This is a genomic window from Cytobacillus gottheilii (assembly GCF_001636345.1).
GTDB lineage: Bacteria > Bacillota > Bacilli > Bacillales > Cytobacillaceae > Cytobacillus > Cytobacillus gottheilii.
In genome coordinates this window covers 1,604,496-1,623,499 of record NZ_KV440945.1, presented here as the reverse complement: position 1 = coordinate 1,623,499, position 19,004 = coordinate 1,604,496, and the positions used below count along the sequence as shown (strand labels likewise).

Genomic DNA, 19,004 nt, shown 5'->3' with positions numbered 1-19,004 from the left:
GGTTACAGGTTTCTTGTTCTCCGGTCTGCATGCAATGAAGCAATGCTTACATCACAAGCAAAAGAGCTGCTGATCAATTAGGATCAGCAGCTCTTATTAGATTTCCTTTTGATATATAGTGGATTCAAAGGTTTTAATTGAATCAGTATTTAAAATACCTGAAGAGCTTCTACATTCGCAAAAAAATCCTCCATCTCTTCATAATCCATTGACCATTCTGAGATCTCGAAGTGTCTTAATCATCTAAATACTTCCGCTTTATCAAAGTGCAGTTTGAAACACAAACCCTGGCAGTTACAATAAAATATCATCATATACTTTTTACACCTTTAAACTTGAATGGGCAGATAAATCTCGACCTCTTCTTCGCCGTCTCCAACAGGATGGTATGTTTCAATAATAAAAGCATCCAGATCTAGTTGATGACCTTGTTCTGCTGCCCAATTTAATAATTGTGAATGCAGTTCAGCTACCTTCGACATATTTCCTCTAATCGTTATGTAGCTTTTACTTATCTCCATGTACTCCATTCCGGGTGGTGTTTCACTTAATTGTTCACTTACAATCAAGCCTGCATAGAAGGTGCCAACCTTATGTTCCTTATTCTTTTTAGGCTCATACAAGCTAATTTCGGTTTCTGTTGAATGTAAGATTTCCTCTGAGCGATTTAAAAGCTCTTTTGCGAGTAAGGGAACAGCATAACCATAGTGAACAAACTCCCCACTTCCTTTTAGAGCAACAAGTTTAAAATCTTTTTTTACCTTCTTGAAAAACATGTTAAACGCTCCTATCCCTTTATACTTTCCAACTTATTCAACAGAAAAACCTTACTTCCTGCACTAATAATAAGTAATTGTCCTGTCAATTGAACTTTATGCAAAAAAAGTCGTATCTTTTATCCAGCATAGGCAGCCGCCCATCCCTCTAGGCATTCAACCGAATAATGTGTAAATAAATGTATGCTGATTTCTTGGAACTCCAGGAATCATGACATGATGGAGGTATGAAGATGATCAAATTAATCCCATTTCATGGAACTGTCACGATGATTACTGATTTAATGGGCCAAAACGGTGAAGGAGCCGGCTGCAGCAAACTGATGACGGTTGAGAATAGTATGGGTTCAATCGTCAATTTTATCGTCACACCAGCCACGTATTTTGCTGAACATGAAGCGGTAGCTGCCGGGGATATGGTAACCGGCTATTATGATGGAAATGCTCCTGCCATATTGATCTATCCACCGCAATACCCGGCGATCGTAATGGTAAAAGAAAAGCCTTATCAGAATGTGAAAGCTGATTATTTTAATACTCAACTGATCAGCAGTGACGGAGAATTACAATTAATGATCTCTCCATATACTCAAATCTTACTGACAAACGGGCAGCCCTTTTCAGGAAGCATCGTAAATCGAAATTTAATTGTTATTTATGGAACTGCCACTAATAGTGTTCCTGCCCAAACCAATCCATACAGAATCATTGTTTTGTGTCAGTAATATCCCTGAAAAGTCTGGTGGAAAACAATCTTAAAACAGGAAACACGGGAATGTTCAGCATAAAAGCAAAATATAATGACACTAATTTAGTTTATTGTTTTTTTGGGGGATCCTGCAGCAAAGGGAGAGAGCAAAAAAATGGGCGTTACTAGCGGAAAATCGTTTATAGACAGATTAAATCAAATGGAAAACGAAGTGTGGTTTGATGGCGAAAGGGTTAAAGGGAATATTTCCGAGCATATTGCATTTAAGGGCATCCTGAAGGCAAAAGCTTCGCTGTACGATTTACAAACCAATTCCGACCTAAAAGATGAAATGACCTTCTTTTTGCCTAAAGAAAAAGAACCCTTCGGCATTTCGTATATGCAGCCAAAAACAAAAGATGATTTACAAAAAAGAAGAAAAATGATGCAAAACTGGGCGAGGAACACACATGGATTGATGGGAAGAAGTCCTGATTATATGAATACGGTTGTGATGAGCTTTGCTTCCTCTGCATCCATTTTAAACGGCAGAGATAATTGTTTTCCCGATCATTTACATGCCTTATATAAAAGAGCACTAAAACAGGATCTTTCATTTACACATACTTTTATTACACCACAGGTCAATCGATCTCAAGTTTACATGGAGTTCTCAGATGAGCCAATTTCCGCTAAAATTGTGGATAAAAACAATACGGGATTAGTTATAAAAGGTGCTCGTTTGCTTGCTACTCAAGGAGGATTAACGGATGAGGTGCTGGTCTTTTCTGCGCCAAGGCTGTTTATTGATTCAAGCGAGGTGTTTGCCTTTTCCATCCCGTCTAATACGAAAGGGTTAAAGTTTATTTGCAGGGAATCTTTCGTGGGTGGAGAATCTTTTTTTAATCATCCATTAAGCTCACAATACGAAGAAATGGATTCAATTGTTGTTTTTGATAATGTCATGGTTCCGTGGGATCGGGTTTTTTATTATGAAAATGTGGATGCAGCAGCTGACTTTCTCCTTCAAAGTTCCTTTTATTCATTCGCATACCATCAAGTGATCACTAGACAGATTGTCAAAACAGAATTTATTCTCGGGGTCACTGAACTGATTGTCAAGGCCATTAATGTCGGCGAATATCAGCATATCCAAGAAAAACTTTCTGAAATCATCATTGGACTTGAAACAATGAAAGCACTTCTAGAGAAATCGGAAAATGATGCTGTAGTAGATGCGTTCGGCATTATGCGTCCCAGCTTAATGCCACTGCAAGCGGCCAGTACAATTTATCCTAAAATATATCCACGCTTCAGTGAAATCATCCAGCTAATTGGAGCGAGCGGAATGATTTTACTGCCCACCGAGAAGGCCTTTCAATCTGAAATACGCCCAGACTTAGATCAATACCTGCAAAGCGATGGCATGAATGCCGAGGATCGGGTAAAACTTTTCCGCTTAGCATGGGATCTGACGATGAGTTCTTTTGGTACAAGACAAACGCAATATGAAAGATACTTTTTTGGTGACCCTGTTAAATTATCAGGCAATCTTTATAGTAACTATGCAAAAGATCAATATGTTGAAGAAGTAAGAAAGTTTTTAAACCAGCAGCAGAGTATGCATTAGTGAAGTATCCTAATTTCTCAATCATCTGCACGGCTAAAAATGATCCTTATTTGCTATACTGATTCTGACGATCACTATTTCTAGCAGAAAGAAGTTGAATAAGGATGGAAGAAAACGTATTTGAGCAGATGGCGAACAAATATGATACAGCCGAGCGAATTGAGATGGCTAAAGTTATTACGGAAAAAGTAAAAGATGCATTGCAAAACAGCGAGACAAAATCACTAATCGACTATGGAAGCGGCACTGGCCTGGTCGGACTGGAGTTAACACCTCTCGTAAAATCTGTCCTTCTGATTGATTCATCACAAAAAATGCTGGATGTTGCCCAGGCAAAAATCACTCAAAAAGGCATTTCCAATGCCAGCACTCTCTATTCTGACTTTACACAGGAAATTCCTGATCATGTAAAGGCGGATATTGTTGTGATGTCACTTGTTCTTCTTCATATTCCGGATACTCGTAAAATCTTACAATCACTTTTTAACATCCTGAATGATGAGGGCAAACTGATTATTGTTGATTTTGATAAAAATGACAAAATCCAGCATCCTAAAGTGCATAATGGTTTTGTACAAAATGACCTTAAAAACCTTTTATCTGAAGCAGGATTTAAATCAACTGACATTCACACATTTCACCATGGAAAATCTATTTTTATGAACCAGGATGCTTCCATGTTTTTAGCGAGCAGTTTGAAGTGATAATCTAATGCAGAGTGCAGCGCATCAAGATATCCATTAAACAGAACTTCAGCAAAGGTCACCATCGTGGAGAAGGGTTCGATTACAGCCCTTCTTTTTTATCCCTTCATAAGGCAGTAACTAGAAGCACTGGAGAACATTCGAGTCAATGGCAGTATTTAGTCCGCTAAGCTTTCGACTCTGTCCTTTATGCTTGCCAGCCGGCAAGAATATTTTATTTCTTCTGAAATTTTCCATATATTGTGCTAAAATGAAGGTAACTTACATAAGGTGGTGTCTTTTTGAATCAACTTAACCCCAAGTATTTAATTGTATTTTGTTTCATTTTTTCCCTCATTACTATTTTATCAGCCATTCAAATAATTTTTTCTTCCTTGCCTTTTATTCGATTCATTCATACGGTTCTGATTATTTTCACCTCTGTTTCTATGGGAGCGTTTATAAGAGAATATTTTATATTAAAGCAGTAGTAAATAACTGTAAAGGCGGGATCAAGATGAAAAAATATATAGCAGGTTTTATTGGCATCATGGTCGGTATGTATTTACACAGCACTATTAGTAATCCTATTCATTCTTTATTCTTAACATCTTTGATATTGAGTATTTTCATTGCAAGTCTTATCATTTTATTATGGAAAAAGAGAAAGAAAGCATGATGTGCATTCAAATGTATCATGCACTTTGTAAGTTTTTAATAAGTTAACTTTGACTTAATTGCATGATCACCTCATGTGAATTTAAAAAACACTTATAAAGGTGGTTAATTAAATGATTTTATCTTTTGTATCAATTATTCCTCTATTCATTAATTTAGCTGTGATCGTCTTCATTATCTGGGGCATTGTTTCCATCGTTAGCGCACAAGGCGAGAGAAATAAAATCCTTAAAGAGATCTCAGCCAAACTAGATAAAATAGATAATATCAAAAAGGAAGATTAATTAGTCTCTTCCGTGAACCAATGGAGGTATTTATGGGGAAATACGTCGTACTCACACTACTGACCATTATGCTTTCAATCATTTCTTTCTCTATCATTTCAGCATTTCTTCGTTTTGATGAATACTACAGCATAATGATCATTATAATTGCATTACTTTCTATCATTATCGCCTTATTAAATAGAATCATTGATATATTGAATAAAAGACATTAATACAACCAGCTTGGCACTACAAATAAACGCTTTTTTGGTGATAAATTAATGAGATCTTCATGTTTTCCATTCAAATCTTCCCAATAAACCTGTAATTGAAGCTCATCCTCCTTATTTTGGAACATGGAATTCCAGCTATGAATATAGTTTATTTTATTATTTTCCTCTGCTAGCTTATCGCTTCGGTATTCTAGCTGATGTATTTCCTCACCATTTCTTATAAGCTTTGCACCTGTAAAAACAATCTCTTTTTCTCCAAGCCAATAAAGATAGCCGATCCAATCTCCTTTCGGGGCACCAGCTTCCCGATTATAATCCCCTCTCCACAGACCGTTTTGAGAAGTTGCTTCCCACTTGGGTGGCTGGATTACCGAATAAAGCATCCAGATCATAAGGAGCAGGCCAGCTGTAATAAAGGTGTAAATATATTGTTTACGTTCCATAAAATCTCCTTCAAGGACACAGTTCTAATGGATTATTTATCCATTTCCTCTTTTTCTTCATTTGTTTTACTGAGCCCATTCCAAGTGTAGTATACAATCCAAAAGACAAGTGCAGTAAGAATTGCAAATGGTTTTAATTTTTGAGGCAAATAAAGAACTAATATAAACCCAATGATCAAAAAAGGGGGCATTAATATCCAGTAACGCCTATCTTTAAATTTGGTAAACATGTAAAATAAATCACCCCCACTTCCATTTTATGTATTATTATTAAATGGTTTCGATAAAAACTGTCTGAATCCTTCTCTAATCTGAAAAATGGGTCTTCTGAATAACAAAAAAAGAAGCTAATATACTAGCTTCTTTTAACTATATAATCTTGTTTTAGGATTCTCGTTAACAGATGCAAAAATAATTTCTACATTCCTATGCTTTCACAACCGGAAAAGTCACCGTAACCTCTGTCCCTTTACCTTCCTCGCTCCAAAAGTTTATGGTGCCATCATATTTTTGGACGATATTAAAACAAATCATTAAGCCTATTCCTGTGCCTCTTGCTTTCAATGAATAGAATGGCGTTCCGATTTGCTCCAGCTGTTCCTGATTCATTCCAGAACCGCTATCAATGATGACAATTTTTACTGCATCTTGATTACCTGTCACTTTTATACGAATCGTATCTCCGTGATGTGAAGCTTCGATTGCATTTTTTAATAGATTAACAAATAACTGCTTAAACTCCAGGATATTGCATTGAATTTCGTAGTCATCTTCAATCTCTAACTCAATATGAATAGTATCGAACAATGCATATGTGTTGAGCAGATCCATTACGGTGTGAAGAGCAGGGTTGACTGATACAATCTCAGTTTTGGTTTCTGCTGGCTTTGCCAATGATAAAAAATTGGAAATGACGGTCTCTGCGTCTTGAAGTTGATCCAACATTAAATGGTAATGCTTTTTGATATGTTCTGGAATTTCCTTGTCTCCCTCATGCAATTGAATAAAACCTTTAACTACTGTTATAGGATTTCTGATTTCATGAGCAACAGCTGCCGCTAACTGTCCAGTAGTTCGCAGTTTTTCATCTTCCTTCATTTGAACATAATAACGTTCCTGGTCCTTCATCTTCTTTTTGAAAAGCTGGAAAAGGAACAGCAGGATTATTTGGGAGGCAACAAAGTTAATGGCAACCCCTGCATAGTCTATATAGGTGTAAACAAGTGTAGTTCCTGTTTCCGTCATCATGAAGTACATAAAGATGCTAATGGTTATTGTTATATTACTCACCAAGGTAATATAAAATAATCTTGTATGAAGAAACAACACAGGAATAACAGGGAGATAACTAATCATTAGCAGCGAAGCAAACCGATCAGGAAATTGTAAATACATAAAGAAAAAATAGCCAGACATAAAAAGAATGATTGCCGCTCTAAAACTTTCTGAATCTCTTTTTGGGAACAGAATGAATAGGATAGAAATTATGATAACAAGTAACAATTGAAAAAGTAAAGTCGAAGTAATGGTACGTTCATTTACTTCAAAAATTAACATTAGCCCTGAACTCATTAAGATAATCAGAATGCTGATAATCATCCGGTAAATTTTTATACTAGGTAATAAATCATTGTCGATCATTTTGAAAGGTCCTCACAATACTGTTGTCTCTTATTTTCTAAGGAGTCCATAAAATATATCATTTTAATGAGATCCTTTTATGCAAAATATCAGATTATTGGTAAAACATTTTATTGTTAAATGGATTCTATTATAAAAATATGTTATCTCGATATAATTTCTCTTAATCGATGCAATTAAAAGACAACGTATTCAACCAATTACATTGATATGCTCTTTTTTTATAAATATCCTACACTCAAATTACACTGTGATTTTCGTTGCAGGATTGTTCATTATGCATGATATTATTTTACCATATTTTCTAGAAAGTGTTTGTACAATAGCCAATTATGGTTATTAATTTCTCAAATTTTTTTAACTATAGTAAGACAATCGTCAGTCAGGACATATGTAGTTTCTTGTATACTAATGGTGTTGTATCCATTGTTTTTCGAAACCTTTCAATATAATAGCTTGTGCTGTTAAATCCTACACTATAGGCAACATCGGTAATATTTGATTCAGGCTGCTTCAGTAAAATTAAACTTTTTTGAATACGATAGTGTGTGACATAGTTTAATGGTGTGGTCTTCAATATCCGTTTAAAATATCGACAGCATTCAGATCTGCTTAATTGGCCTGCATTAGCAATATCATCTAACAGGATTTTTTCAGCGTAATGGACATGAATCCAATCTAACATGTGTTTCATTCTTTGACTCTTCATCATTTCCGCTTGCTCAAATTCTAATTGGATGCCATGCATCATGAGGTTTTTCCAGATTAAATTCAAATGAAAACTGATATCAATTTGGTAGCAGGAAGGAGTTTCTTTTATTAGCTGATGAATCTTTCTAATAGAGTCCAATATATTAAATGCCCAGCCTTCTGCATGGATCAATTTGATATAAGGGATATTTGTTGCTTCTGTGTAAGGTTTTACATAAATGGCATAAAGTTCTTGCGGCAGTACAAAACCCGGAGCAATATTCAAACAAATATAAGCACAGCCTGAATCGTTTTTATCTTCTGCACTATGGAGGCAGCTGCTATTTATAAAGAGCCCTTCCCCTTCTTGCACCGTAACCTTCTCTTCATTTATCTGAAAATCGGCTTCCCCATTTATAACAAGTACAAACTGAAACTCATCATGCCAATGAAGCGGTATATATCCATTAACATTTTGGTTAATGACCGTTTCATAACAGGCAATCGGCAGTACCATGGTACGATGTTCAGTCAATTCTCTTAAATTTTGGTCAATCATAAAATCTATAATTTGCATACAACCGCCTCAATATCATGATATTTTACGAACCGATTTTAGTATTATTCCTAAGGTTTTCCATTTATTATTTAAAGTATTATAACACTATTTTTATATTCGAGGTGGAAAATCAAACATGAATAGACGAAAGGGAATGTTTCTTGTTATAACTGGAGCAATGTTTTGGGGAGTCGGCGGTACAGCAGCTAAAAAGCTATTTGAATTAGGAATCGACGTCAATTGGCTGGTCACAACCCGCTTGCTCATTGCAGGTCTTTTACTCTTAACAGTTCAATATTTTAAAAAAGACCGTTCCCAAATAATCGGAGTATGGAAAACAAGAAAAACCGCTCTTCACTTAGTGATCTTCGGGTTACTCGGTATGCTTGCCGTTCAATACACTTATATGGCTTCAATTGAACATGGAAATGCAGCCGTTGCAACTCTATTACAGTATTTAGCACCCGTTATGATTATCTTATACTTAATTTTACGCAAACAAACCATTCTGACAGGAAGAGATCTGCTGACTGTTTCTCTCGCATTAATTGGCTGTTTTTTCTTATTAACAAACGGCTCCATCTCACAATTATCTGTACCAGCGCCTGCTATCATTTGGGGAGTTTTATCTGGAATCGCCCTTGCTTTTTATACATTAAATGCCATCCCGTTACTGAAGCAATATGATTCACTTGTAATTGTCGGATGGGCGATGATCATCGGCGGAAGTGCGTTAAGTTTCATCCACCCGCCATGGCAGATGAATTTTAATAGCTTAGCATTAGAAGCTTATTTCTATTTAGCTTTTGTCATCATTTTCGGAACCATGATTGCCTTCTGGTTTTATATCGAAAGCCTGCAAAGCCTGTCACCTAAAGAATCAAGTCTGCTGGGCAGCATCGAGCCGCTCGCAGCTGTTTTAACAACTGTCTTTTGGCTAAAAGAACCCTTTGGCTTTTTCCAGTGGCTAGGCACACTTTGTATCATTGGCATGATCTTATTAATGGCATTGCATAAAAAAGATTCATCAAGTTCCAGCCAGCATCCTGATGAGAAAGAGCCCCTTAAGGTTGGTTGAGTTGAGGGGCTTTAATTCAAAAGCACTTAAACTACTTTTATTTAATTGATAAGTCCTTCTTTAAATAATAATGCACAAATTCTCTTCCTACATGATCGATGCTGCCAAACACTTCATAGCCATTCTTTTGATAAAAATCTAAAGCCTGAAAACTCAATGTATCAACTTTTATGAAATCACATTTTTTATCCAAAGCAATGGCCTCCAGCTCTGTTAATAATGTTGTCCCATACCCGGAGTGCCGAATGTCTTCAACTAAAATAAACGTATAAATCTCCAGCCAGTTCCAGCAGACTGCAGCTAAGATTCCACCATAAACCTTGCCATTATCATCCTTAAGAAATAGATTAATTTCTTCATATCTACCTCCCAAATCCTTGGGAAAATGCTCGAGGTTGAACTTGTAAAGTGCGTCGTCAACATATTGTTTATCTTCTTTTTTTGATTCTTTGTTTATATGCAGTTGCATGGTAAAACTCCCTCTCTTTTCATAGGTTACTATTTCAATTATATTAGAGGGGATTCCTTCCTTTTTTTGCTAGTGATACAATTACTTTATAAAATATTTGCTAAAATCCCATAAAAATGAAATGCTTTTCATTATCTGTTCAAATAACTAAAAAGGAGATTGAAAAATTGTTATATTATGTAATTGACGCTTTTACAGAAACAAGATTTGGTGGAAATCCGGCAGGTGTAGTGATCCACGAACATTTAGACGAAGAGTTTATGCAGAAATTTGCTGCAGAAGTTCGCTTTTCAGAGACAGCATTTATTAAGAAAATAGACCTTAACCATTTTGAAATTAAGTACTTCACACCGACCTCCCAGGTGGAACTTTGTGGGCATGCTACAATCGCATCCTTCACAGCCTTATTGGATAACAACGATGTTGAAGATAATAATAGATATTTTATAAAAACACTCGCGGGGAGACTTGCTGTTGAAATCAATCAATCTTTTATTATGATGGAGCAAGCTGAACCTATGCTTGGGAAAACATTCGATAATTATGTCCATTTGGCGAACCTCTTCAACATGGATGAAAACCAAATAGGCAGTACAGACTGCCATCTGGTACCTCAGTCTGCAAGTACTGGTCTGTGGGATATCATGCTTCCGATTAAAACGAAGGATGCTTTATATGCTCTAAATCCTGATTTTAAAGCACTTGCTGAGTATTCAAAGATCCATAACGTGGGTGGTGTCCATGCCTTTACTCTTGATACGAGGGTAGGGATTGCTGAGAGCAGAAACTTCTGTCCGCTCTATGGCATTAATGAAGAATCCGCAACAGGCACTTCAAACGCTGCATTAACCTATTATCTTTTCAAAAACAATGTATTACAGCAATTTAATCAGGAGTACACTTTTCTTCAGGGAAATAGCATGGGAAGACCGTCAAAAATCATTACAAAATTAATGAATGAAGAAGATCCAAGAGTGATGGTTGGGGGCAAAGGGGTTATTGTAACAAAGGGAAAATTATATTAAGCGCCATTCTATTATAAGGATGGCGCTCCATCTTTAAATAATTTGCCTTTCAAAAAAAATAGGAAAGAGAAGACAATCGAACATGGAAATCATATCGAATGAAGATCAATTTGAGTGCCTTAAATCAATGCAATCAACAATCAAAAAACTGGAAAAAGCCTATGCCCAAATGAATCAAAAGGGTGCAAATACAACTCTGGTAAAAAAACGGCTGGATGCCTGTAAAATTGGGCTTGCTATGCTAGAAAATGTTTGGAATGAAGTCCCCCATTCTCATAGTCACACAGAGTTAGCAGGTGCCCGAAAGGTCCTTCTTGCTTTAACGCCTTCTGTTGAAAGCAGTTATGCCAAGTCAAAGGCTGGCAGTCCGCAAAGAACACTTTTAGAAAGAAGACTTAAGGCGTTGGACTTAGTTGATGAAGCAATAAAAGATCAAATTCCCATGGAAAATAGTTAATGTTATATCATTTATTTTCTAAATACTTCATCTAATATAAAATAAAAAATTGCCATAATAAATGCGTAAAAAACATAGACAATATTTGGTGCTGAATAAGAAAATATTGCAAGAGAGCCTAAATAAACTAATACTTTTACTACTTTTCGCTTACCTTTCCAAAACAATATAGTTAACAACTCTGCAACGATTGATGAAATAACCCCGTATAAGAAGATAAAAAGTGTAGTATATGAAAATAACACTAACAAAGTAAGAAAGAAATCTTCATTTCCTTCCCAAAAACCCAGTAGCATAAAAGCTGTAAGGATAATAGAGGTAATAATAAGAGTTATTAAGTTTCGTACAATAAAATTTTTCAATATAGTTCACCTTCTTGAATCATTTGTGCCAATAATAGATAAGATTTTAATTAAAGTAAGTTAATTATATTTGATTTATTGATTTCACAAAATTATTAAGCATTAATTATGGTTAAAAAGGGAGATAACAAGAAAAATAAAAACAGCTTTTTCAAAGGATCTCCCTGAAAAAGCTGCTTATCATTCATTTAAGTATTCTTATTCCGCTTCTCCTTCTCCGCCCGATAAAACTCATGAAACATTTTCATTAAAGCGCGTTTTTCAATACGGGAGACATAGCTGCGGGATATGTTGAGCTCTTTGGCAATTTCGCGCTGGGTCTTTTCCTTTTTCAGGTCAAGCCCAAACCGCCCCACAATAACTTCTCTTTCGCGGCCATCCAGGACATCAATGTATTCCCGAACCTTTTCAAGCTCCATGTTGAGTTGGATCGTGTTGATGACATCTTCGGATTCGGATTTGAGGACGTCGATGAGGGAGATTTCATTTCCTGAAAGAGGTTATCTGTTTTATCTTTACCATTTTTATACAAACAAGCTCCATAATTGGATACCTGAATACTTTCTACAAGCTTTTCACAGTTAAACCATTTAAATTACTACTTTTTTTTACCTTTTTCAATATATTTATCAACATCATTTATAAATAAGGACAACAATTCTCCTCGTTCTAATGACTTATTTTTATGCCCCATGTCTTTTCTTAGAGAAAGTAACAAATCTTCTAAAAGTTCCATGTAAGTATGATTATCTATTTCTTCTTTAGGCGTTCTATTAATAAGATACAATCTAAAGTTTCTGTAAGATTTAATTACATCATCAGATCCCCATAGTATTAGATCTTGAGTGAACTTTGACATAAATTCAATAATCTCTTTTTCAGTCATAGGTTTATTACCTGGTTTTGATCCCATTAAAAGGTTGAATATAAAATTTAACAAACTTTGATACGCAGGAATTTTTTGTTGTCTATGTTGTTCTTCAATTTCCTTTTTCTTTTCTAAATATTTTGGGATAGTAATAGAAAGAGAAGCAGCAACAACTGCTAAGAAACCAGTGATTAACGCTGCAGATATTCTCGGATCAATCGATATTATTTGGCTTATAACCCAGTTTAAAAACTTAAAAGCACCTACGAACATCCCTACAATTAGTGTTAAACCTAATATAATATTAATAAAGTTCTTCATCTCTATTTATCCTCCCCACATTAAGATATCAAATTATACGAATCTATCACCTATAAGTTTCAATTAAATTATAAATTTCTGTAAAGTGTAGAATGGCTAATACCAGTAGCTGTGGTTATTTCTTTAATAGTATAATTTTTTGACTGGTACATTTTCTTGGCTAGTTCCACCTTTTTCTTATCTGAGTTAGGTCTACCACCTTTCCTTCCTCTAGCTCTAGCAGAAATTAGACCTGATTTTGTCCTTTCACTTATAATATCACGTTCAAGTTCAGCAACACTGGCCATAATTCTAAAGAAAAAACGTCCTATAGCATTTGAAGTATCAATATTATCTTGAATGGAAACAAAATCTACTTCCTTCTCCTCAAATACTTCTACAAGTTCTATTAGGTGCTTTGTACTTCGACTAATTCTATCAAGTTTATAAACAACAACTCGATCACCTTTACGCATCATCTTTAACATCTCAATCAAAGCTGGACGATCTTTCTTGGTTCCAGTCATCTTTTCCTCAAATATTTCAAAGCAACCAGCTGCTTGAAGTGCATCTAGCTGCAGCTGCAAATTTTGATCTTGTGTAGAAACCCTAGCATAGCCAATAATCATATTTTGTTGTCCTCCATTCTTCTCAAAAAGGTATTTAAGCACTTAAAAAGATAATTTGATTTTGAGAATAGTTTTGGAAAAGAAAAAACAGGCTATTTGCTCCTGTTTTACTCTTTCCTAGATTCTTCTCAGAAACGATCGTTATTGATAATTTTCTAGTTTCTTATCTTTTTTGTTATTACTTCCAATTTTCTTTTATTGATTCTCTGTAACTTTGACGATACTTTTCTTTGTACTGTGGATCACTAGAGTTAATTTTGTTGTCCTGGTAAACACCAAATGAAACATGGATGATTGAAATAATCTTTGGTACAAAGTAAAACGCCAGGGCAAGTAAAACAAACGGAGAAATAAAGCCTAAAAACATCATTCCTGAATGCACTAACTCGTTCACATCGAAAGGCAACTTAACATTTGATAAATCTAACATTTTTTCATCCTCCTCAGGATATTTAATTTTTTTATTTTAGCTATCACAGCAAATGTAGTGACAACCTAGATAATTTATTTATTCGCAACTACCTCAGAACTAGGTTCCGAACCTTTCGGAACTATCATTTTGTCAAATAGAGCGAAAAAGAACTTATTCAGAAAAGTCATTCCCGTTCCCAGCAGCAAGCCGAAAACGATCCAATTAGCATTGGCCGATATTAAGCTAGGATCTATTAAGTTAAAATCGATTGCGAAAAGTGTTGCTGATCCTATCCAGACAAAGAACATAAGTAAATTAAATTTCATTCTTTTCACCCTTTCACCATGGTTTAAAGCGATTTATTTCATGTTTGATCTGTTTTTTTACAAATCGTTTGGCATACTTTTTTCCTTTTCTTTTCAAAAGCTTGCCTATCTTTTCTGGAGCCAGCCACAAAAGAAAAACGGCAGCCACGAACAAAAGTAAATAGATCATCTTAAAACCCCCTTATTCCTGCTGCCACGCCTAAAACTTTATTTATATATTCTTCTGAATGGTTATAGTGCCATATTGCCTTTCTAACGTCTGTTTTGTAGCCACTGCTTGCTAAGTAGTTAGCAGCTGAATAAATCGCATCTTCAAGCTGCCAGGGATCTCTCATGCCGTCATTGTTTCCGTCAACTCCATAAGCTCGAAAAGTTGCTGGCATGAACTGCATGTGACCGACTGCGTTCGCTGATGAAATCATTGTAGGATGTCTGGAAAAGTCTGTTTCAACCTTATGAATAGCTGCGAGAACATTCCAATCCACTCCATATTGTTGAGCAGCTGCTTGATAGATCGGGATGAACTCTCCTGGAACAAGTTCACCAAGCTTTAGATCAACAATCGGAAAAGGAAGAGAACGGCTTGCTGATGTATAAACAACTTCTGACTCATAACCTAGAGCTTTTGTATAAGCTTTTTCATATGCTGCCAACCTCGTATCTTCTCTTTTCAGCTTTGTAACAGCGTTCACAGCCTGTTCTTTTTCTTCTTCTGGTAGATTATCTATCTTTTCTACATTTGCCGCGATCTCGGCTTTTAATGACTCTCTTTGCTGAATGATCTGTTCTCTTTGTTGTTCATAATCTGAAGCCGAAACAGGGGAAGTGATGAATAGAAGAAGGGCAAGAAGGAGAAAGGGGATATATCTAAACATTAATAGCCTTCTCCTTTTGGTTTCTCTCCTTCACATCAAGAAAATACTGCCCTTTATCTTCGTCTTTGACTTCACCTTCAAATAATTCCGAATTTACTTTCAAGGCTTTCTCTTGGTCAATCTTCTCCTTGATCTGTTGAAGCAGATCCATTTGCTCTTTATCCTCTGCGCTGTTCATTTTAGCTTCTTTCATAAAGGCAGATAATTTCTCTATGTAGATATCTACAAACGAATTCAGCATCTCAAATTCATTTTCTTCAAACAGGAACAAAACTTTCGTTTCGTTATCATCTTCCTCCAGAAGCTCAAATTCATATTTTAAGATCTGTTTTACTTCGTCATATGTTTTCAGATGATTCTTGCCTGACACCTTGCCATAATTGCTTTTTAAAACCTTTTTAATACTGTCCCTCATGCTATACATATGAAGTATCAAACAAGCGATTTCAAGACGATTGAACGGGATTTCTACTTGCATTTTCTTTCGCTCCTTTATTGTTCGGATATAACCTCAATTGGATCCTTGCCGGCAGCTGGTATCGTTCGTGTTTTACCTTAAAATGAAGCAGCTGCAGAACGATTTTTTCCGGGTGTTTTGATTGAAAACCCGAACATTATACTTTTACATCAAAATGTATTTTTCTTGGCTTCTCTCGGTTAATAAGGCTTACTAGATCTGATTTAACTGATTCTGTTTGCAGGTTCAAGCAAGTTAGAATATTGATGAATCGCTCGTAATCGTATTTATCAATTTTTCGTGTAGAGAATTGCTTTCTCACCAATGAAAGTAGCTGTTCCGAATAATTTCTAATTCGTGTGGTATCGTCAAAAATTTGCGCAGCTAACATTTGATTATCCATAGTGCCCTCCATTATCCTGTTTTCATTTCACTGATTAGGTTTTCTAGCTTTCTTTTTTCCGTTTTCGTCATTTCATCTGTTTTAAGAAGAAAGAATGATTTCCTGCCAATCTTAATTTTGCGATCATGACCAAGGTTCCTGGCTCTCTCCCAATGGATGCAAGACCAGGGCAGGAGGACAAAACCTTGCATTTTAGCAAGAGTTTCAGCAACCTCCAAGGCTTGATAATAGCTGAATTCCTGCATCTTTTTAGCATAAGCAACGATATTTAATGTTGTAGGATATAAATAGGGGAGGGTTCTCGGATCTTTCTCTCTGTAGTCTGCTGGAATTAAGCTGAATTCTTGAATGTTCATACTGTGATTCTCCTTTTTCCCCTTGATCTGTCGTGGATTTCTTCTATAGTCTCAAAAAATACATTCCCTTCTCTTTCGTTTGTGGGAACCGGGAAGTGTCTTACCATCTGCTCTGTATCATATAAACCTAATTTCATAATCTTTTTAGCTTTATACATAGGCAAAAATTGCTTGTGCATAAATTGTTTTGTTTGATAATCCATAAAGTGATATTCAAAACCTGCATCACCGACTTTTCTTGCAGTTATTAGCACTTCTACTATTGATCTGAGTCGTGTATCAACAAAACCAATAGAAGGAGAACAATAGATTTGTATAGATTTCATTTTTCTTGTCAGCATCATCACATCATTGAGAATGTTCTGACCATAGTTATTCCAGTTTCGATTGCTAAAAGCTGTGTAGCACTCGTCCCAAACGCATATGCTGCCTTGCGCTTCAGCGACTTTGTACCAATCAGTGTAATGAGTCATCGGTGTTGAATCATCTAACTCATAGTTAGAAAACAGCTCGATTTTTCCACCTTCTCTTTCTACTTTCAGCTTCCACCAATGGGCCAGGGTAGAAGCGATCAATGTCTTACCAGCTCCAAGGCTTCCTTGTACAAAGAAATGATGTGCCATTATTTCTTCATCCCCTTTTCAGCAAGTAATATCGGCTTAGGCGGTTTTGGTATTAATGCTTCGATTGTATCCAAGTAATAATTAGGATCTGCAATATGCACTTTACCTTTTTCTAAGATGTAGTTATAAAGCTCCTTGTATGGACTTCCTTCTGGATGAATGTACTTGTTTTCTCCAAGTCTCTTTAATAGAATAAGAGCTTTCATTTGTGGTTCTCTTATATTCTGTGCTAAGCCTTGCATTTCTTCGATGACTTGCTTTATATCCGATATGTGAGCAACTTTCGGGAAAAGATCATCGTTTATGGCTTGCTGAAGCTTATCTGCGTTATTTACATTAGGTTGTATTTCGTTCATATTTTGCATTTAGTGACCAACTCCCCGTGAAAATAAAATTAAATGCGCTGTAGAGCGTTTCTCCGACACTAGTTTTAAAGTGAAAGTTGCTTTTCTTGGACGATTTCAATAATTTCTTTCATTTTCACGTCTGCTTCTTCAATGAAAGGATTGTCATAAGCTCCATCATGTTCTGCTAATGTGTTCATCCCTTTAATGATTCCATTTAATTCAAAAATCTTATAAAAGAGTTTCATATTATCCATTTTCAGATTCTCCTTATGCCTGGCATCCAGTAATGCCTAGTACGATAAATGCAACAAAAATTAGTGCGAACAAAAATATTTTCGTTCCATCCAGGTTGTTTGGTGGTACAGGCGGTTTGTATGCTGTCACTTGCTCCAGGACTGTACTGATTTCTAATTGCGCCAAACGTTGCGTTTCCGTTATGGATTTTGAAGGAGCTCGGTAAAAGAAGTTACGCCCTTCTTTTCCTGTTGTAATCTCACAATCTTCTAATGGTACTTTGTACAGTCCTGCAACGATCACAGCATCCTCATTTACTGCTGTCACTCGGTTTATATCACTGATTTTCTTTTCATCATCAAAGACAATTAATAGATCGCTGGTTTCAAAGATATACTCATCATCTTCTTCTTTCTTTCTTCTGAATAAGCTAACCAATTAAAACGCCGCCTTTCGCTGTTGTTTTGCTTTTTTCTTTGATTGTTTGCTCCAGACCTTCCATCCGATAAAAGCCACCGTTCCGACTCCTGCTGCTGTTCCAGCACCGACTACATACATATACATAAAAGCTTCTGCCATTTTCTGATCCTCCTTACCACCATTTCACGCCTTCTTTAACGCTAAAATACATTCTCATGAGTGATCTAAATATTAAAAGTGATCCTAACAACACGACACTGAGCAAAAGAGAGGAGACCGCCACTTGCCATGAAGTGGGCAAATCTCCTAAAACCGATAAATACTGTCCTATATTGATCCCCTGGGCACTGATCATCTGCACTTCTTGCAGTTTTTCAATTGCCAGGTCAAGCACCTCAATAGGCGGGGAAAATATCTTATTTATAAAGCTTTTAATCGTATCTATAATGTTCAATTAATCCCCTCCTACTCGAATTGAGGAAATAAGTTTAATGGCAGCCACTGCCGTACCAAACCAAATGCCGAAACTTAAAATAACGGCAAAACTATTCAGTTGAAAAATACTCGCATATTCAAACAACTCGCCAAGCATGCTTGAATATCCATGTCCTGCGCCTGATCTTGGAGTATAAGCAATACTGCCAAGAGAACGGGCAAAACCTACGATCAAAGACCACAAGACCTTTAAAGCTTCAAACAATACTAAAAAGAACTTAACCGCAAGAACTCCGATCATATAGATAAGGTAAAGAACGCCCTCGATCAATTGATAGATCACTTGAAAGAACGCTATTAAAATATCAACTAACCCTTGAAAAAGGAGTTTGATAAGAGATCCGATCCATACGATCACATCCCATATGACACCGAATAACTTAAAAAACGCATCACCGATAATTCCCATCAATAACGGCTCCTTCTTCCTCCGTCATTGCTGCTAAATGCTGTATTAATCAAGCCGATCAATTGCTCTGCAAATACAATAGACATTAGAAGAAAGAGAAGGGGAGCTAAATAAAGCAAATGCCCTTTAAACACGATTTCAAATATGTGCTGTATGAACTCAACATCCATCT

32 protein-coding genes and 1 pseudogene are annotated in these 19,004 nt (G+C 36.0%); 8 read left to right on the top strand and 25 right to left on the bottom strand.

Annotation, left to right across the window (positions count from 1 at the left end; all coding sequences use genetic code 11):
* Positions 1-329: 329 nt before the first annotated feature.
* Positions 330-776, bottom strand: coding sequence for a GyrI-like domain-containing protein (locus A6754_RS07790; RefSeq protein ID WP_066443355.1), 447 nt, complete (start codon positions 774-776; stop codon positions 330-332).
* A gap of 233 nt (positions 777-1,009) precedes the next feature.
* On the opposite strand from A6754_RS07790, the gene A6754_RS07785 reads away from it, so the two are divergent.
* The 5 genes from A6754_RS07785 (at position 1,010) to A6754_RS07770 (ending at position 4,954) form a co-directional block, all read left to right on the top strand.
* A complete protein-coding gene (locus A6754_RS07785; protein WP_066443353.1) occupies positions 1,010-1,501 on the top strand; it encodes a hypothetical protein in 492 nt (163 codons plus the stop codon).
* A gap of 138 nt (positions 1,502-1,639) precedes the next feature.
* Positions 1,640-3,094, top strand: coding sequence for a 4-hydroxyphenylacetate 3-monooxygenase, oxygenase component (gene hpaB, locus A6754_RS07780; RefSeq protein ID WP_066443351.1), 1,455 nt, complete (start codon positions 1,640-1,642; stop codon positions 3,092-3,094).
* 104 nt (positions 3,095-3,198) lie between these two features.
* A complete protein-coding gene (locus A6754_RS07775; protein WP_066443347.1) occupies positions 3,199-3,798 on the top strand; it encodes a class I SAM-dependent methyltransferase in 600 nt (199 codons plus the stop codon).
* 770 nt (positions 3,799-4,568) lie between these two features.
* Positions 4,569-4,739 carry a hypothetical protein gene (locus A6754_RS22725; RefSeq protein WP_156495729.1) on the top strand — a complete coding sequence of 57 codons (171 nt, stop codon included), beginning with the start codon at positions 4,569-4,571 and terminating at the stop codon, positions 4,737-4,739.
* Positions 4,740-4,771: 32 nt separating this feature from the next.
* A complete protein-coding gene (locus tag A6754_RS07770; RefSeq protein WP_066443338.1) occupies positions 4,772-4,954 on the top strand; it encodes a hypothetical protein in 183 nt (60 codons plus the stop codon).
* Here the strand turns inward: A6754_RS07770 and A6754_RS07765 are convergent.
* The 4 genes from A6754_RS07765 to A6754_RS07750 form a co-directional block, all read right to left on the bottom strand.
* The gene (locus tag A6754_RS07765; protein ID WP_066443336.1) at positions 4,951-5,397 is read right to left on the bottom strand and encodes a hypothetical protein; all 447 of its coding nucleotides are present in this window, start codon (positions 5,395-5,397) and stop codon (positions 4,951-4,953) included. The two genes, A6754_RS07770 and A6754_RS07765, sit on opposite strands and share 4 nt — an antisense overlap.
* Before the next feature lie 32 nt (positions 5,398-5,429).
* Entirely contained in the window at positions 5,430-5,627 is a 198-nt protein-coding gene (locus A6754_RS07760) for a hypothetical protein (RefSeq protein ID WP_066443335.1), read from the bottom strand.
* 196 nt (positions 5,628-5,823) lie between these two features.
* Positions 5,824-7,038, bottom strand: coding sequence for an ATP-binding protein (locus A6754_RS07755; RefSeq protein ID WP_066443331.1), 1,215 nt, complete (start codon positions 7,036-7,038; stop codon positions 5,824-5,826).
* Positions 7,039-7,420: 382 nt separating this feature from the next.
* A complete protein-coding gene (locus A6754_RS07750) occupies positions 7,421-8,305 on the bottom strand; it encodes an AraC family transcriptional regulator (protein ID WP_066443329.1) in 885 nt (294 codons plus the stop codon).
* Positions 8,306-8,423: 118 nt separating this feature from the next.
* Between A6754_RS07750 and A6754_RS07745 the strand changes: the two genes are divergently transcribed.
* A complete protein-coding gene (locus A6754_RS07745; RefSeq protein WP_066443326.1) occupies positions 8,424-9,365 on the top strand; it encodes a DMT family transporter in 942 nt (313 codons plus the stop codon).
* A 37-nt stretch (positions 9,366-9,402) separates the two neighbouring features.
* Here A6754_RS07745 and A6754_RS07740 read toward each other — a convergent pair whose 3' ends face one another.
* Positions 9,403-9,834, bottom strand: coding sequence for a GNAT family N-acetyltransferase (locus A6754_RS07740; protein ID WP_066443325.1), 432 nt, complete (start codon positions 9,832-9,834; stop codon positions 9,403-9,405).
* 167 nt (positions 9,835-10,001) lie between these two features.
* Here A6754_RS07740 and A6754_RS07735 point away from each other — a divergent pair, with 167 nt between their 5' ends.
* Positions 10,002-10,859, top strand: a complete 858-nt coding sequence (locus A6754_RS07735) for a PhzF family phenazine biosynthesis protein (RefSeq protein ID WP_066443322.1) — start codon at positions 10,002-10,004, stop codon at positions 10,857-10,859.
* An 82-nt stretch (positions 10,860-10,941) separates the two neighbouring features.
* Complete coding sequence (locus A6754_RS07730) at positions 10,942-11,316, top strand: hypothetical protein (protein WP_066443321.1); 375 nt, start codon at positions 10,942-10,944, stop codon at positions 11,314-11,316.
* A gap of 11 nt (positions 11,317-11,327) precedes the next feature.
* Here the strand turns inward: A6754_RS07730 and A6754_RS07725 are convergent, their stop codons facing one another.
* The 19 genes and pseudogenes from A6754_RS07725 to A6754_RS22710 all read right to left on the bottom strand — a co-directional run bounded on the left by A6754_RS07725 (position 11,328) and on the right by A6754_RS22710 (position 19,002).
* Complete coding sequence (locus A6754_RS07725) at positions 11,328-11,678, bottom strand: hypothetical protein (protein ID WP_066443319.1); 351 nt, start codon at positions 11,676-11,678, stop codon at positions 11,328-11,330.
* A 188-nt stretch (positions 11,679-11,866) separates the two neighbouring features.
* Positions 11,867-12,169, bottom strand: a pseudogene (locus tag A6754_RS07720) (sigma-70 family RNA polymerase sigma factor); the annotation flags it as partial.
* Between the two features lie 107 nt (positions 12,170-12,276).
* Positions 12,277-12,867: a hypothetical protein gene (locus A6754_RS22330; protein WP_082851644.1), complete on the bottom strand. Its 591-nt coding sequence runs from the start codon at positions 12,865-12,867 to the stop codon at positions 12,277-12,279.
* Between the two features lie 68 nt (positions 12,868-12,935).
* Positions 12,936-13,475 carry a recombinase family protein gene (locus tag A6754_RS07710; RefSeq protein WP_066443315.1) on the bottom strand — a complete coding sequence of 180 codons (540 nt, stop codon included), beginning with the start codon at positions 13,473-13,475 and terminating at the stop codon, positions 12,936-12,938.
* A 178-nt stretch (positions 13,476-13,653) separates the two neighbouring features.
* Positions 13,654-13,905: a hypothetical protein gene (locus A6754_RS07705; protein ID WP_066443313.1), complete on the bottom strand. Its 252-nt coding sequence runs from the start codon at positions 13,903-13,905 to the stop codon at positions 13,654-13,656.
* Between the two features lie 74 nt (positions 13,906-13,979).
* Positions 13,980-14,213: a hypothetical protein gene (locus A6754_RS07700; protein ID WP_066443312.1), complete on the bottom strand. Its 234-nt coding sequence runs from the start codon at positions 14,211-14,213 to the stop codon at positions 13,980-13,982.
* A 13-nt stretch (positions 14,214-14,226) separates the two neighbouring features.
* On the bottom strand, positions 14,227-14,382 hold the full coding sequence (locus tag A6754_RS22720) for a hypothetical protein (RefSeq protein WP_156495727.1): 156 nt from the start codon (positions 14,380-14,382) through the stop codon (positions 14,227-14,229).
* A gap of 1 nt (position 14,383) precedes the next feature.
* On the bottom strand, positions 14,384-15,088 hold the full coding sequence (locus tag A6754_RS07695; RefSeq protein WP_066443311.1) for a lytic transglycosylase domain-containing protein: 705 nt from the start codon (positions 15,086-15,088) through the stop codon (positions 14,384-14,386).
* Positions 15,081-15,566, bottom strand: coding sequence for a hypothetical protein (locus A6754_RS07690; protein WP_066443310.1), 486 nt, complete (start codon positions 15,564-15,566; stop codon positions 15,081-15,083). The genes A6754_RS07695 and A6754_RS07690 overlap by 8 nt, the downstream gene beginning before the upstream one ends.
* Positions 15,567-15,702: 136 nt before the next feature.
* Positions 15,703-15,948, bottom strand: a complete 246-nt coding sequence (locus A6754_RS07685) for a hypothetical protein (RefSeq protein ID WP_066443305.1) — start codon at positions 15,946-15,948, stop codon at positions 15,703-15,705.
* An 11-nt stretch (positions 15,949-15,959) separates the two neighbouring features.
* Positions 15,960-16,304: a hypothetical protein gene (locus A6754_RS07680; RefSeq protein ID WP_066443304.1), complete on the bottom strand. Its 345-nt coding sequence runs from the start codon at positions 16,302-16,304 to the stop codon at positions 15,960-15,962.
* The gene (locus A6754_RS07675; protein WP_066443303.1) at positions 16,301-16,927 is read right to left on the bottom strand and encodes a zonular occludens toxin domain-containing protein; all 627 of its coding nucleotides are present in this window, start codon (positions 16,925-16,927) and stop codon (positions 16,301-16,303) included. The genes A6754_RS07680 and A6754_RS07675 overlap by 4 nt, the downstream gene beginning before the upstream one ends.
* The gene (locus tag A6754_RS07670; RefSeq protein WP_082851643.1) at positions 16,927-17,292 is read right to left on the bottom strand and encodes a hypothetical protein; all 366 of its coding nucleotides are present in this window, start codon (positions 17,290-17,292) and stop codon (positions 16,927-16,929) included. The genes A6754_RS07675 and A6754_RS07670 overlap by 1 nt, the downstream gene beginning before the upstream one ends.
* 65 nt (positions 17,293-17,357) lie before the next feature.
* On the bottom strand, positions 17,358-17,528 hold the full coding sequence (locus A6754_RS22715; RefSeq protein ID WP_156495725.1) for a hypothetical protein: 171 nt from the start codon (positions 17,526-17,528) through the stop codon (positions 17,358-17,360).
* A gap of 13 nt (positions 17,529-17,541) precedes the next feature.
* Positions 17,542-17,946: a hypothetical protein gene (locus A6754_RS07665; protein ID WP_066443302.1), complete on the bottom strand. Its 405-nt coding sequence runs from the start codon at positions 17,944-17,946 to the stop codon at positions 17,542-17,544.
* Entirely contained in the window at positions 17,947-18,087 is a 141-nt protein-coding gene (locus A6754_RS22925; protein ID WP_180320198.1) for a hypothetical protein, read from the bottom strand.
* A 13-nt stretch (positions 18,088-18,100) separates the two neighbouring features.
* A complete protein-coding gene (locus A6754_RS07660; RefSeq protein ID WP_066443299.1) occupies positions 18,101-18,382 on the bottom strand; it encodes a hypothetical protein in 282 nt (93 codons plus the stop codon).
* The gene (locus tag A6754_RS07655) at positions 18,383-18,832 is read right to left on the bottom strand and encodes a hypothetical protein (RefSeq protein ID WP_066443297.1); all 450 of its coding nucleotides are present in this window, start codon (positions 18,830-18,832) and stop codon (positions 18,383-18,385) included. It abuts the gene before it with no gap.
* Complete coding sequence (locus A6754_RS22710; protein ID WP_156495723.1) at positions 18,832-19,002, bottom strand: hypothetical protein; 171 nt, start codon at positions 19,000-19,002, stop codon at positions 18,832-18,834. The genes A6754_RS07655 and A6754_RS22710 overlap by 1 nt, the downstream gene beginning before the upstream one ends.
* Between the last annotated feature and the right edge of the window lie 2 nt (positions 19,003-19,004).

Excerpts from the sequence above, each read along its gene's own strand:
- A6754_RS07790 (WP_066443355.1), bottom strand. The coding sequence starts at position 776 with ATGTTTTTCAAGAAGGTAAAAAAAGATTTTAAACTTGTTGCTCTAAAA.
- A6754_RS07785 (WP_066443353.1), top strand. The coding sequence starts at position 1,010 with ATGATCAAATTAATCCCATTTCATGGAACTGTCACGATGATTACTGAT.
- hpaB (WP_066443351.1), top strand. The coding sequence starts at position 1,640 with ATGGGCGTTACTAGCGGAAAATCGTTTATAGACAGATTAAATCAAATG.
- A6754_RS07775 (WP_066443347.1), top strand. The coding sequence starts at position 3,199 with ATGGAAGAAAACGTATTTGAGCAGATGGCGAACAAATATGATACAGCC.
- A6754_RS22725 (WP_156495729.1), top strand. The coding sequence starts at position 4,569 with ATGATTTTATCTTTTGTATCAATTATTCCTCTATTCATTAATTTAGCT.
- A6754_RS07770 (WP_066443338.1), top strand. The coding sequence starts at position 4,772 with ATGGGGAAATACGTCGTACTCACACTACTGACCATTATGCTTTCAATC.
- A6754_RS07765 (WP_066443336.1), bottom strand. The coding sequence starts at position 5,397 with ATGGAACGTAAACAATATATTTACACCTTTATTACAGCTGGCCTGCTC.
- A6754_RS07760 (WP_066443335.1), bottom strand. The coding sequence starts at position 5,627 with ATGTTTACCAAATTTAAAGATAGGCGTTACTGGATATTAATGCCCCCT.
- A6754_RS07755 (WP_066443331.1), bottom strand. The coding sequence starts at position 7,038 with ATGATCGACAATGATTTATTACCTAGTATAAAAATTTACCGGATGATT.
- A6754_RS07750 (WP_066443329.1), bottom strand. The coding sequence starts at position 8,305 with ATGCAAATTATAGATTTTATGATTGACCAAAATTTAAGAGAATTGACT.
- A6754_RS07745 (WP_066443326.1), top strand. The coding sequence starts at position 8,424 with ATGAATAGACGAAAGGGAATGTTTCTTGTTATAACTGGAGCAATGTTT.
- A6754_RS07740 (WP_066443325.1), bottom strand. The coding sequence starts at position 9,834 with ATGCAACTGCATATAAACAAAGAATCAAAAAAAGAAGATAAACAATAT.
- A6754_RS07730 (WP_066443321.1), top strand. The coding sequence starts at position 10,942 with ATGGAAATCATATCGAATGAAGATCAATTTGAGTGCCTTAAATCAATG.
- A6754_RS22330 (WP_082851644.1), bottom strand. The coding sequence starts at position 12,867 with ATGAAGAACTTTATTAATATTATATTAGGTTTAACACTAATTGTAGGG.
- A6754_RS07710 (WP_066443315.1), bottom strand. The coding sequence starts at position 13,475 with ATGATTATTGGCTATGCTAGGGTTTCTACACAAGATCAAAATTTGCAG.
- A6754_RS07705 (WP_066443313.1), bottom strand. The coding sequence starts at position 13,905 with ATGTTAGATTTATCAAATGTTAAGTTGCCTTTCGATGTGAACGAGTTA.
- A6754_RS07700 (WP_066443312.1), bottom strand. The coding sequence starts at position 14,213 with ATGAAATTTAATTTACTTATGTTCTTTGTCTGGATAGGATCAGCAACA.
- A6754_RS22720 (WP_156495727.1), bottom strand. The coding sequence starts at position 14,382 with ATGATCTATTTACTTTTGTTCGTGGCTGCCGTTTTTCTTTTGTGGCTG.
- A6754_RS07695 (WP_066443311.1), bottom strand. The coding sequence starts at position 15,088 with ATGTTTAGATATATCCCCTTTCTCCTTCTTGCCCTTCTTCTATTCATC.
- A6754_RS07690 (WP_066443310.1), bottom strand. The coding sequence starts at position 15,566 with ATGCAAGTAGAAATCCCGTTCAATCGTCTTGAAATCGCTTGTTTGATA.
- A6754_RS07685 (WP_066443305.1), bottom strand. The coding sequence starts at position 15,948 with ATGGATAATCAAATGTTAGCTGCGCAAATTTTTGACGATACCACACGA.
- A6754_RS07680 (WP_066443304.1), bottom strand. The coding sequence starts at position 16,304 with ATGAACATTCAAGAATTCAGCTTAATTCCAGCAGACTACAGAGAGAAA.
- A6754_RS07675 (WP_066443303.1), bottom strand. The coding sequence starts at position 16,927 with ATGGCACATCATTTCTTTGTACAAGGAAGCCTTGGAGCTGGTAAGACA.
- A6754_RS07670 (WP_082851643.1), bottom strand. The coding sequence starts at position 17,292 with ATGCAAAATATGAACGAAATACAACCTAATGTAAATAACGCAGATAAG.
- A6754_RS22715 (WP_156495725.1), bottom strand. The coding sequence starts at position 17,528 with ATGGATAATATGAAACTCTTTTATAAGATTTTTGAATTAAATGGAATC.
- A6754_RS22925 (WP_180320198.1), bottom strand. The coding sequence starts at position 18,087 with ATGGCAGAAGCTTTTATGTATATGTATGTAGTCGGTGCTGGAACAGCA.
- A6754_RS07655 (WP_066443297.1), bottom strand. The coding sequence starts at position 18,832 with ATGGGAATTATCGGTGATGCGTTTTTTAAGTTATTCGGTGTCATATGG.
- A6754_RS22710 (WP_156495723.1), bottom strand. The coding sequence starts at position 19,002 with ATGGATGTTGAGTTCATACAGCACATATTTGAAATCGTGTTTAAAGGG.